The sequence below is a fragment of the Oscillibacter sp. CU971 genome (assembly GCF_905219725.1).
Classification (GTDB): Bacteria; Bacillota; Clostridia; order Oscillospirales; family Oscillospiraceae; genus Oscillibacter.
On sequence record NZ_CAJMXG010000089.1, the window covers coordinates 1 to 11,623 of the forward strand.

Sequence of the window (11,623 nt, forward strand, 5' to 3'; positions counted from 1 at the left end):
GGTCCCTTTACTGGACGTTTCCTTTACCTTTATCTGTTTGCCTGGCTTTTACCTGCTTTAATCAGTGCTTCCCTAAATACGCCTCCCGGACCTTCTCGTTGGCCAGGAGTTCCGCGCCGGTGCCGGACATGGTGATGTTCCCCGTCTCCAGCACATAGGCCAGGTCTGCGATTTTCAGAGCCATGTTGGCGTTCTGCTCAATGAGGAGCACCGTCACGCCCTGCTTGTTGATTTCCCTGATGATGGAGAAAATGTCCTGCACCACCAAGGGCGCCAGGCCCAGAGAGGGTTCGTCCAGCATCATCAGCTTGGGGCGGGACATCAGCGCCCGGCCCACGGCCAGCATCTGCTGCTCGCCGCCGGAGAGGGTGCCCGCCAGCTGCCAGCTCCGCTCCTCCAGCCGGGGGAAGAGGCTATAGACCCACTGGACGTCCTTTTCAATCTCCGCCTTGTCCGTTCGGAGGTAGGCCCCGATGCGCAGGTTTTCCAGCACCGACATGTCGGCGAAGACCCGCCGCCCCTCGGGGCTCATGGCGATGCCGGAGCCCACGATTTTATCGATGGACCTGCCCAAAAGCTCCTCCCCGTTCCACTGGATGGAGCCGGAGGACGCCTTGACAAGGCCCGTGATGGTCCGCAGGGTGGTGGACTTGCCCGCGCCGTTGGCGCCGATCAGCGTGACGATTTTGCCGTCGGGCACCTCCAGGGAGATGCCCCGGAGGGCCTGGATGCCGCCGTAGCTGACGTGGAGGTTTTCAATTTTAAGCATCCTCGCTCACCCCCAGATAGGCGTCAATGACGCGCTTGTCGTTCTGGATTGCCGCCGGGTCGCCCTGGGCAATCAGCTTGCCGAAGTCCAGGACGTAAATCCGGTCGGAGATGTTCATGACCAGGTTCATGTGGTGCTCAATGAGGAACACCGTCAAATGGAAGCGGTCCCGGATTTCGCCGATGAAGGCCGTCAGCTCCTCGGTCTCCTGGGGGTTCATGCCCGCCGCCGGTTCGTCCAAAAGCAGCAGCTTCGGCTCCGCCGCCAGGGCCCGGGCGATCTCCAGCCGCCGCTGCTTGCCGTAGGGCAGGGAGGTGGCCGGTTCGTCCTTCACGTCCGCCAGGCCCACAGTCTCCAAAAGCTCCAGCACGTTTTCCCGCTGGGCCGCCTCCTCCTTCCGGTTCAGGCGGAACGCGGCGGAAAACACGTTGCTGGTGGCCCGGCAGTGCTTGGCGATGAGCACGTTGTCAAACACCGTCTGGCTTTTCCACAGCCGGATGTTCTGGAAGGTCCGGGCCATGCCCAGCCGGGTCACCTTGTCCGGGGTGGGGGCCAGCACCTGGGCATAATCCCCGGCGTGCTCCCCCTTGTACTGCTGCTTCATCTTCCCCTGGGGGTGGTTCTCCACGATTTTCTCCCCCTGGAACCAGACGGCTCCGTTGGTGGGCTGGTAGACCCCGGTGATGACGTTGAAGGCCGTGGTCTTCCCCGCGCCGTTGGGGCCGATGAGGGCCACGATTTCTCCTTTGCCGACCTCCAGATTGAGGTTATCCACCGCCACCACGCCGCCGAACTGCATGGTGACGTTTTCCACTTTCAATACGTTCTCCTTCATTTTGCCCCCTCCTTCCGGCGTTTCTTCAAGAGGTCCGGCAGCTCCTTGTCTCCCATGATGCCTCTCCGGAAGAACAGCACCACAATCATAATGACCACGGAGAACACCACCATGCGGAAGCCGTTGCGGAGCAGGGGCACCTTGAACCCGCCGATGAAGGTCTCCGCGTCCAGGAAGCGGAGCCACCACTCGCTGGCGGCCACGTACAGGAACGCCGCNATGCAGCTGCCCGACACGGACCCGATGCCGCCGATGACCACAATCAGCAGGATTTCATAGGTCATGGCGGTGGTGAAGGTCTTGGCCTGGGCCTGGTTGGCGAACATGGCGAACATGCCGCCNCCCANCCCGGCGAAGAAGGAGCTGATGACAAAGGCCAGCCGCTTGTGCTTGGAGAGGTTAATGCCCATGGCCTCCGCCGCCACCTCGTCGTCCCGGATGGCCTTGAAGGCCCGGCCGTAGGTGGAGTTAATGAGCAGGACAATCACGGCGATGCAGATCCCCGCCAGCAGGAAGGCCGTGAAGGTGGAAAGGCGCAGCACCGTCTCCCCGGAGCCGTTTGTAATATTGAAGCTGGAGAAGGTGGGGAAGTTTTTCAGGGCGTTGGCCCCGTTGGTGACGGGCCCCAGCTTATCCCACTGGAACACCGCCCGGATGATCTCGCCGAAGCCCAGGGTGGCGATGGCCAGATAGTCGCTTTTCAGCCGCAGCACCGGCAGGCCGATGAGCCACGCCACGGCGGCGGCCACGCAGCCCCCCAGGACCAGCGCCAGCACCACGCCCAGCACCAGGCCGAACGCCCCGCCGCCGAAAAGCTCCGGCAGGGAGAAGTTGACGGCGGAGCCGTTGTAGATATAGTAGACCGCCTCCCGCTGGGAAACGGGGATGGTCAAAATCGCGTAGGTGTACGCGCCCAGCAGCATGAAGCCCGCCTGCCCCAGGGAAAAGAGGCCCGTAAAGCCGTTGAGCAGGTTCATGGACACGGCCACCAGGGCATAGACCGCGCCTTTTTTCAGGGCGGCGAAGACCATGATGTTTTTGTTCGGGTCCAGCACGTTTTCCAGGATAACCACCAGCGCCAGCAGGGCCGCCGCGCAGAGGAGGCCGGCCCAGGCGCTCTTGTTGACTGTTTTCTTCATACCGTCCGCCCCCTTACACTTTGTCGGTGACCTTCTCACCGAAGAGGCCCGTGGGCTTCACCACCAGGATGATGATCAGCAGGGCGAAGGTGAAGGCGTCGGAAAAGATGCTCCAGCTGGAGCCCTTGATGACGCTCTCGGAGATGCCGATGATGAAGGCCCCCACCACAGCCCCGGGAATGGAGCCGATGCCCCCGAACACCGCCGCCACGAAGGCCCGGAGCCCCGGCAGCGCGCCGGACAGGGGGACGATGGACTGATAGTTGGTGAAGTACAGCACGGAGCCCACCGCCGCCAGGAAGGAGCCGATGATGAAGGTGACGGAGATAACCGCGTTGATTTTGATGCCCATGAGCTGGGCGGTCTCGAAGTCCTTGGCCACGGCCCGCATGGCCATGCCCACCTTGGTGTGGTGGATGAGCTGGGTCAGGGCCAGCACCAGCACCAGCACCAGGACGGGGGTCACCACGGTGACCACCTTCGTGGGCACGCCGGCGATGGTGATGGTGTTGGAGATGCCCGGAATCTCCGGGTACATCTTGGGCAGGCCGCCGGTGACATAGGTAGCCAGGTTCTGGAGCAGGTAGCTGACGCCGATGGCGGAAATCATGACGCTCATTCGGGGCGCCTCCCGCAGGGGCTTGTAGGCCGCCCGCTCGATGATGAAGCCCAGCAGCACCGTCAGAACCAGCACCAGGGGGATGGACGCCGCCAGGGGCAGGCTGGCGGTGAGGTAGACCATCATCAGGCCCGCCACCATGAACACGTCGCCGTGGGCGAAGTTGATCAGGCGCAGGATGCCGTAGACCATGGTGTATCCAATGGCGATCAGGGCGTACTGCCCGCCCAGGGACACGCCGGAGAGCAGGATGGAAATGGCGTATTGCACGAGGGAACCCTCCCTTGTCGTTTTGTTGTGGGGAACGCGCGGGGATACGGGACCGTCCCGAANGAAGCCGCCGCCGGAAGCCNTTTTCGGGGCGCTCCCGTGAAACGCCGATGCCTGTCGGGGGAAATTCCCCCNANAGGCCAACGGATTTAAGCGCGGGTATTCGGTTCTTATTTGACGGTCTGGACGGTTTCCAGGGTCCAGGCCCCGGCTGTGTTGTCCGCCGTTTTGATATAGGCGGTATCCCGGATGGCGTCGCCCACGTCGTCAAAGGCAATCGCGCCGGAGACGCCGGTGTAGCTCAGGCTGGGCAGGGCGGCCTTGACGGCGGCCTTGTCGGGAGAACCGGCGGCCTTCAGGGCCTCCAGGGCCACGTAGTAGGCGTCATAGCCCATGGCGGTCACCGCCGCGATGGTGTCGTTTCCTCCGTTGTTGGTCATGGCCGTGGAATCCTCCGCCAGCCAGGCCTTGATGCCCTCGTCAAACTCGGGAGAGCCGCCCTCCTGATAGAAGGTGGAGACGTAGAGTTTCACGCCGGAGCCCTTGGCGGCCTCCAGGACCATGTTGCTGTCCAGGGTGTCGGAGCCCAGGATGGGAGTCTCCAGACCCATGGAGGCGGCCAGCTTCACAATCTGGGTGGAGTAGGCGATGGACACAGGGCAGAAGATAACGTCCGCGCCCTCGGCCACGGCCTGGTTCAGATAGGTGGAGAAGTCGGAGGTATTGGTGGGGAAGGAAGCCTTCACGCACTCGCCGTCAAAGGCCTGCTCGAAGTAGTTCAGAAGGCCCTGGTCGTAGTCGTTGCCCAGCTCGCCCAGAAGGTACGCCTTCTTGGCGGCGAACTTCTCCGTGGCGAAGTTTGCAAGGACGGTGCCCTGGAAGGGGTCCAGGAAGCAGATGCGGAAGTAATAATCATTGCCCGCGGTGACGCCGGGGTTCGTGCAGGTGACGCCGATGGCGGCCAGGCCCGCCTCGCCGAAGATGGGGCCGCCGGCAATGGCGCAGCTGGAGCCGTAGGTGCCCAGCACCAGGCTCACGTCCTGGCTCACCAGCTGAGAGGCGGCGGTGGGCGCCTTGGCGGCGTCGGAGGCGTTGTCGGCATAGACCAGCTCGACGCTATAGGTCTCCCCGCCGATTACCACCGAGGGGGTTTCCTTGTTGGCGTACTGCATGCCCAGCATCTCCTGCTTGCCGCCCGCGCCGGAGTCGCCGGTGGCGGGCTCGAAGACGCCGATTTTGACCACCTTGTCCCCGCCGGAGGTCTGGGCATCCCCGGAACCGCCGGAGGGCTGGGTATCCCCGGAACCGCCGCCGCAGGCGGCCAGGCTCAGCGCCATGGACAGCGCCAGAAGCATCGCGAAAAACTTTTTCATTCTTTTCATCCTCCTATACAAATAGGACCTTCGTCCTGGTATGCCGATTATTTTACGTCTTTTTCCCGGATTTTGCAAGGTAAATTCTTCACAGAAAGATTCCCCGGATTTCGCCGCCCCTTCCGGGCCGGACTTTCAAACCGGCGGCCTTTTGTCTCTCTTTGGCGGACATTTTAAAATACCGGGAAATTTTCCCCTGAATCGCGTCTCCCGCTGGCGGACAGCCGTTTTCGTGATTTTGCTGAACGGGCCGCTTCCGGGGAAAATTTTCGCAAGCAACTTTTCGGTTCCTGTTGCATTATGATGGAAGTATGATATAATGAAGCCATTGCTCAATTCAAAACCGAGTGGGAGGATACATAGTTTATGAACATGAAAAAAAGCATTAAGAAAACCGTGTGGACCCGTGCCATCGCCGCCGTGGCCTCTATCCTGCTGTTCAGCTTTGTGACCACAGCCAACATTCTGCGCATTCAAAGCGTCCAGGACTCCAACACCCAGGCCGCCGAGCTGCTCCAGCGGGCCCAGGGAGCGGAGACCGCCCACTATAAATGGGCCAGCAACCTCAGCAACGCCCTTTACGCCGGGGCTGAATTCACCGGCAGCACCGACCCCACCGCCTGCACCCTGGGCCAGTGGATTTACGGAAACGAGGAAATCACCGACCCCGCCATTTCGTCCCTGCGCAGCGAGCTGGAGCCCCTGCATAAGGAAATTCACGAGTCCGCCACCCATGTGCTGGGGCTGCTGAAAACCAGCCCCGCCCAGGCCCAGAACTACTACCAGGAAACCATCCTGTCCAACATCACCACCCTGGTGGGCAAGCTGGACAAGATCGTGGAAATGGAAACCACCGCCAACAACGACGGCTTGGCCCGCATGCACACCATGATTCTCCAGATGCAGCTGGTGTGCTTCCTCTGCCTGGTTCTGGCGCTGTTCTGCCTCATCAGCCTGGTCACCTACGTGGGCAAGCATGTGGTAAAGCCCATCCTCCTGATTACCGACCGGGCCCGTCCCCTCCAGGCGGGCCGCCTGGACCTGCAAATGGACTACCAGTCTGAAAACGAGCTGGGCGAGCTGGCCAAAACCCTGGAGGACTCCGTGGGCCTCATTCATAGCTATGTGGAGGACATCAACCGCATCATGGGCCAGCTGTCCCAGGGGAACTTCGATGTGGCCACCTCCACGCCTTATATCGGCGATTTCCAGTCCATTGAGTCGTCCCTGAACAGCTTTACCTCCACCATCTCCGACACCCTGGGCAGCATCATTCACACCCAGGGCCGGGTTTCCAGCAACGCCGGCCAGCTCTCCAGCGGCGCGCAGGCCCTGGCCCAGGGCGCCACGGAGCAGGCCAGCGCCGTGGAAGAGCTCTACGCCACCCTGGACGATTTGTCCAAGGGCGCGTCGCGAAACGNCCAGTCCGCCGCCACCGCCCTGGAAAGCGCCCGCCTCACCGGCGAGCAGGTGACCCTCAGCGGCCGGCAGATGGAGCAGATGGTCTCCGCCATGAGCGACATCACCAAGTCCTCCCAGGAAATCGGGCGCATCATCGCCACCATCGAGGACATCGCCTTCCAGACGAACATCCTGGCCCTGAACGCCGCCGTGGAGGCCGCCCGGGCGGGCTCCGCCGGCAAGGGCTTCGCCGTGGTAGCCGACGAGGTGCGCTCCCTGGCCACCCGGTCCGACGAGGCCGCCAAGGCCACCAAGGACCTCATTGACAACTCCGTCCAGGCCACGGAGCAGGGCAGCCGCATCGTGGGTCANGTTTCCGAGTCTCTGAAAAAGACCCTGGATCTGGTTATGCAGTCCAATACCACCATCAACACCATCGCCGAGGCCATCCAGGCGGAATCCGCCTCCATCGCCCAAGTCACCGAGGGCATCGGCCAAATTTCCGCCGTGGTCCAGACGAACTCCGCCAGCAGCGAGGAGTCCGCCGCCGTCAGCTCGGAGCTCTTCGAGGAGGTCCACAAGCTGGAGGACGAGACGCAGAAATTCCATCTCAAGAGGGGCCGCTGAAAACCGCGGGCAAAGCCGCCTGGGTCAAAACCCAGGCGGCTTTTTCTCACTCCATCAGCCCGGCCCGCCGCATCTGGGCCGTCTTGGACTGGAGGCGGGCAAAGGAGGTCACGCTGCCGTCCTCCTCCAAAAGCGCCTTGGCCTCCGGGGACAGGGTCTGGAAAAACTCATAGGCCGAGGGGTCCTGGTCTAAAAGGTCCTCCAGGCTCAAATATTCCGCGCCGTACATCCTAAATCACCTCCGGGCTTAGAATGCCCGGTTTCACCGGGAGGTTTTCATGGAATTTCGCACAATTTCTGACAGCAAGCGGGCCTTCCTCCCGCTGCTGCTTCTGGGGGACGAGCAGGAGGCCATGATAAACCGCTATCTGGACCGGGGGACCCTATGGGCCCTGTACGACGGCGGGCTCCGGGCCGTCTGTGTGGTGGCGGAGGAAGGGGCCGGGGATTTTGAAATCAAAAACCTCGCCGTGGCCCCGGAGAGCCAGAGGCAGGGCTACGGGCGGGCCATGGTGGAGCATGTGGTCCGGCAGTGCCGGGGACGGGGGAAGCGTCTTCTCGTGGGCACCGGGGACAGTCCGCTGACCCTGCCGTTTTACGAGGCCTGCGGCTTTCGGGAGTGCGGCCGGATCGAGGGCTTTTTTGTGGAAAACTACGACCACCCGATCTATGAGGCGGGGCGGCGGCTGACGGATATGGTGCTTCTGGACATGGAGCTGTGAAAAGAGGCGCGCCCCCGCGGGGGCGCGCCTCTTTTCACGTTTTTATGTTTACAGGTCCTGGAACATTTCCCGGCTGGGATTCAGATACCCCAGGCCGTCCGGCTTTCCGGTGAGCTCCCGGAGGTTCTTGACCGCCGTGCGCTTCTTTCCAAGAGACGCTTTTTTGAGCTTCTCCAGGCCGCCCTCCATGGCGTCCTTGAACTCCAGCACGCCCTTCTCCCGGGCCAGGTCCAGGAGCTGCCGCCGCTTCTCCGAGCGGACAATGATCTGGTTCCAGCCCTTGTCCACGTCCCAGCCGCCGGCGCTCCGGGCGCCGCCGATGGAGAGGTCCGCGAACTCCGCCGTCATGTCGGCGCAGTAACGGCAGCCGGAGCGGACCAGGGGCGTCACCTCGTCCAGGTTAACGGAGACGGTTTGGCCGTCCTCCCGGAGCTCCAGGGAGTGGTACTTGCTGGGGGGGATGTCCATGTGGGAGACCTTGGCCGGGTCGGCGTGTTTGGCCGCCAGGGCGTTCAGACCGTCCCAGTCCAGGCCCCAGCCGCAGAAGAGGCCGAACACCATGCCGATGTTCCCGGAGTGGTTGTCGTTTTCCGGAAGGGGATTGGCCTTCATTTTATAGACCGCCAAGGTTTTGCAGGGGGTGCCCACCACGCCGATGCTGTGGAACCGGTCCTCTTTCAGCGCCTTGTTCAGCACCACCAGGGTGGGCGGCACCTGGAAGCTGGAGCCGGAACAGGCCCGGACCTCCTCCGCCGTGACGGCCAGCACGCCCTCGNGGTTCAGGCCCCCCTGGGAGCGGGTCAGGGCCGCGGCGTCGATGAAGCCCTCCTTCAGGGCCAGCTCCACCAGGGCGGTCATGCTGCCGCCGTGCTGGGCCTTGNAGCGGATGGATTCGTCGGCGGCCCGGGTCAGGTACAGCCCCAGGAAGGGGCCGATCTCCGGGAGGATGGTGTCCTCGGGGAAAAACTGCTTCCGCAGGGCGTCCAGATCGGTGGGCATCCGTGGGCAGAAGCGCTGGCAGCGGCCATCGGCCCGCTCGCAGTCGAAGAAGCAGACGGTCCGCCCGTCCACGCTGCCCCAGTAGGGGCAAAGGCCCTGGCAGGCCCCGCAGCCGGTGCACAGGCCCGGACGGAGGACCTGGGTGTCTAACGCAATCGTACTTAACATGTTTCCCACTCCTCCTTTACACCAGCACCTGGGAGAAGCCGAAGAGGTCCAAAACGATCTCCTCCGCGCCCTCCGGCACATAATCGGCCAGTGTGTGCTTCATGCCGCACAGGTGCTCCTGATAGAGGCAGCGCCAGCCCGGCTTCTGCTGTTCCACAAAGCGGTTCTCATAGAGCAGCGGCGTCAGGGCGGAAAAGCGGGTGTCCCGGGGCAGCTCCAGCGTCAGGGGAGCCTTGCCCTGGGGGTGGCGGAACACGACGCGAATGGTCTCCATCACACCGCGCCCCCTTTCTTCGCGGCCNCCCGGCCCATGGCNAAGGCTTTCCGGTTCAGCTCCAGCACCTTTCCTTTAAACCGCTGGGCCAGAATCTTCTCCAGGTCCTCCCCGCTCAGCGGGGCGGCGGAGAGCTGGCTGAAGGCCCCCAGCAGCGCGATGTTGGCGGCCCGGGAGTCCCCGGCCTCCATGGCGATGTCCGCCGCCGGAATGGCCAGGGCCACGCTGGAAAGCTGTTCAATTTCCGCCTGGAGCTCCTCCAGGGGCGGGTAGGTCTGAACGCCCTGGAGAACGCCCAGGGGATAGACGGGCCGGGGATCGTAGACGGTAACGGTGTCCGCCCCGGCGTACTTCCGGGCGATGCGGAGCGTCTCCAGGGGCTCGAAGCCGATGATGATGTGGGCCTCTCCGGCGGGGATCAGCACACTGGGGTCCCATTTTTCGGAAACCCGGACATGGCTCATGACGGAGCCGCCCCGCTGGCTGGCGCCGTAGGTCTCCCCCACGGCCACCCGGCAGCCCCGGTCGCACATGGCGGTGCCCAGAGTCTCGGCGGCCAGCACGTTGCCCTGCCCGCCGATGCCGCAGACCACGATGTTCAAGGGATCGTATTTCAGCTTCATGCTTCTTCCCCCCTATCCACTTTGATGGCCCCGGAGGGGCACAGCTTGGCGCACACGCCGCACCCCACGCAGGTGACGGGGTCGATGAGCGCCTTGTTTTTCTTGAAGTCCCAGGTGTTGCCGGGGCAGCCCCAGACCCGGGAGCAATACTTGTCGCAGCCGCAGCCGTCCCCGATGCACACGTCCTGGTCCACGTAGACCCGGACGGGCTTCTTGCTCCGCTCCTTGGTCATGAGGGTGGCGCAGGGCTGGCGCATGATAAGGACGTTCATCCCCGGCTGGTCCAGCATCCGGCGGAGGGTCTTTTCCGCCTCCACCACCTCGAAGGGGTCCGCCACTTCTACGTTGCAGCCCACAGCGTCCAGAATCTTGGGGATGTCCATGGGCTTCACCCGGTCCCCCATGGCGGTAAGNCCGGTGCCCGGGTGGGGCTGGAAGCCGGTCATGGCCGTGGCGGAGTTGTCCAGGACAATCAAAAGCATATTGGCGTTGTGATAGGTGGCGTTCACCAGGCCGGGGAGGATGGTGTGGAAGAAGGTGGAGTCGCCGCACATGGTGACCACCTTCTGGTCCAGGCCGTAGTTGGTCAGCTGGCCCAGCCCCTCGGCCACGCTGACGCCGGAGCCCATGCAGTTGCAGGTCTGCCAGGCATACTGCCCGGCGGACTGGCCCGCCATGAAGTAGCAGCCGATGTCGCCCACCACCACGCCGGGGTGCTTCTCCTGCCGCATGGCCCGCTTCAAAAGGTAGAAGGTGGCCCGGTGGGGGCAGCCCGCGCAGAAGCTCATCTCCCGGACGGGGAGCTCCAGCTCGCCCGCGGCCTTCTTTTCGGGCAGGGCCGCGCCGGTGAGGCGGCAGATGGCGGCGGTAACCACGTCCGGGTCCAGCTCGCCCACGGCGGGCAGGGCGTTGTCCCGGCCCAGGAACCGGATGCTTAGGCCCTCCCGGCCCGCCAGGGCCTGGACTGCCCGCTCCAGGAAGGGGTCTACTTCTTCCAGAATCAGGACCTCCTCCGCCGTGCGGAGATAGGATAATATGTAGTTCTCCGGCAGGGGCCACAGGGTCCCCAGGGCCATGAAGCCGGTCTCTTGGTCCACGCCCAGGCGGCGGAGGGCCTCCTGGCCGTAGAGCCGCCCGGTGCCCCCGGCGATGACGAGCTTTTTCGGGGCCTCCGGGCCCTCGTAGTGGTTGCAGGGGCTGTCCTCAAAAAGGCCCCGGAGCTTTTCCAGCTTCTGGAGGGCGGGGCCGTGCATGTAGGAGACGCAGACCATCCGGTCCCACTCCTTCACCCGCTCCAGGGGCCGGAGCTTCTCCGGCAGGGGGCCCAGGGTCACGTTGCCCCGGCCGTGGCAGACCCGGGTGGTGACCCGAATCAGCACGATCTGCCCCACCTTTTCGCTGAGGTCGAAGGCATAGGGGATCATGTCCTTGGCCTCCTGCATGGTGGTGGGCTCCAGCAGGGGGATGCCCGCCGACATGGCCTGCCAGCGGGAGTCAAATTCATTGGTGGAGGAGTGGGCGCTGGGGTCGTCGCTGGAGACGATCACAAGCCCCCCCTTCACCCCGGCCTGGGCGGCGCAGTGGAGCGCGTCCGCCACGCACAAAAGGCCGTTCTGCTTCACCACGCACAAAGCCCGCCCGCCTGCCAGGGACGCGCCGGTACAGGCCTGCAAGGCGCAGACCTCGTTGGTGGACCACTCCGCGTAAAAGCCCCGCTCCCGGGCAATTTTGCCCAGCATTCCCAGCACCTGGGAGGCGCTGGAGCCGTGGTAGGCGCCGGCGCAGTGTATTCCGGCCTCCCCCC

General features: G+C 63.8%; 13 protein-coding genes. 3 read left to right on the forward strand and 10 right to left on the reverse strand.

Features of this window, described 5'->3' with window-relative positions; translation table 11 throughout:
- Window positions 1-61: 61 nt before the first annotated feature.
- From JX325_RS07975 to JX325_RS07995, 5 genes are all read right to left on the reverse strand, one after another.
- Window positions 62-769 (reverse strand): ABC transporter ATP-binding protein, encoded by a 708-nt coding sequence (locus JX325_RS07975; protein WP_204790632.1) that lies wholly within the window; start codon window positions 767-769, stop codon window positions 62-64.
- A complete protein-coding gene (locus tag JX325_RS07980) occupies window positions 762-1,604 on the reverse strand; it encodes an ABC transporter ATP-binding protein (protein WP_204790633.1) in 843 nt (280 codons plus the stop codon). Before JX325_RS07980 ends, JX325_RS07975 begins: the two co-directional genes overlap by 8 nt.
- Window positions 1,601-2,743, reverse strand: a complete 1,143-nt coding sequence (locus JX325_RS07985) for a branched-chain amino acid ABC transporter permease (RefSeq protein ID WP_204790634.1) — start codon at window positions 2,741-2,743, stop codon at window positions 1,601-1,603. Before JX325_RS07985 ends, JX325_RS07980 begins: the two co-directional genes overlap by 4 nt.
- A 13-nt stretch (window positions 2,744-2,756) precedes the next feature.
- Window positions 2,757-3,632: a branched-chain amino acid ABC transporter permease gene (locus JX325_RS07990; protein ID WP_204790635.1), complete on the reverse strand. Its 876-nt coding sequence runs from the start codon at window positions 3,630-3,632 to the stop codon at window positions 2,757-2,759.
- 170 nt (window positions 3,633-3,802) lie between these two features.
- Entirely contained in the window at window positions 3,803-5,005 is a 1,203-nt protein-coding gene (locus JX325_RS07995; protein ID WP_204790636.1) for an ABC transporter substrate-binding protein, read from the reverse strand.
- A 40-nt stretch (window positions 5,006-5,045) separates the two neighbouring features.
- Between JX325_RS07995 and JX325_RS08000 the strand changes: the two genes are divergently transcribed.
- Both JX325_RS08000 and JX325_RS08005 read left to right on the forward strand, forming a co-directional pair.
- Complete coding sequence (locus JX325_RS08000) at window positions 5,046-5,309, forward strand: hypothetical protein (RefSeq protein WP_204790637.1); 264 nt, start codon at window positions 5,046-5,048, stop codon at window positions 5,307-5,309.
- Between the two features lie 62 nt (window positions 5,310-5,371).
- Window positions 5,372-7,033 (forward strand): methyl-accepting chemotaxis protein, encoded by a 1,662-nt coding sequence (locus tag JX325_RS08005; protein WP_279380517.1) that lies wholly within the window; start codon window positions 5,372-5,374, stop codon window positions 7,031-7,033.
- 46 nt (window positions 7,034-7,079) lie between these two features.
- Here the strand turns inward: JX325_RS08005 and JX325_RS08010 are convergent, their stop codons facing one another.
- On the reverse strand, window positions 7,080-7,262 hold the full coding sequence (locus JX325_RS08010) for a hypothetical protein (RefSeq protein WP_204790638.1): 183 nt from the start codon (window positions 7,260-7,262) through the stop codon (window positions 7,080-7,082).
- A gap of 49 nt (window positions 7,263-7,311) precedes the next feature.
- On the opposite strand from JX325_RS08010, the gene JX325_RS08015 reads away from it, so the two are divergent.
- Complete coding sequence (locus JX325_RS08015) at window positions 7,312-7,755, forward strand: GNAT family N-acetyltransferase (RefSeq protein ID WP_204790639.1); 444 nt, start codon at window positions 7,312-7,314, stop codon at window positions 7,753-7,755.
- 48 nt (window positions 7,756-7,803) lie between these two features.
- On the opposite strand, the gene JX325_RS08020 is transcribed toward JX325_RS08015, so the two are convergent.
- The 4 genes from JX325_RS08020 to JX325_RS08035 form a co-directional block, all read right to left on the reverse strand.
- Window positions 7,804-8,922, reverse strand: a complete 1,119-nt coding sequence (locus JX325_RS08020) for a Coenzyme F420 hydrogenase/dehydrogenase, beta subunit C-terminal domain (RefSeq protein ID WP_204790640.1) — start codon at window positions 8,920-8,922, stop codon at window positions 7,804-7,806.
- 16 nt (window positions 8,923-8,938) lie between these two features.
- Window positions 8,939-9,196, reverse strand: coding sequence for a hypothetical protein (locus tag JX325_RS08025; RefSeq protein WP_204790641.1), 258 nt, complete (start codon window positions 9,194-9,196; stop codon window positions 8,939-8,941).
- A complete protein-coding gene (locus JX325_RS08030) occupies window positions 9,196-9,819 on the reverse strand; it encodes an indolepyruvate oxidoreductase subunit beta (RefSeq protein WP_204790642.1) in 624 nt (207 codons plus the stop codon). The genes JX325_RS08025 and JX325_RS08030 overlap by 1 nt, the downstream gene beginning before the upstream one ends.
- A partial coding sequence (locus tag JX325_RS08035) for a thiamine pyrophosphate-dependent enzyme (protein WP_204790643.1) occupies window positions 9,816-11,623 on the reverse strand: 1,808 nt, incomplete at its 5' end. The genes JX325_RS08035 and JX325_RS08030, both read right to left, overlap by 4 nt.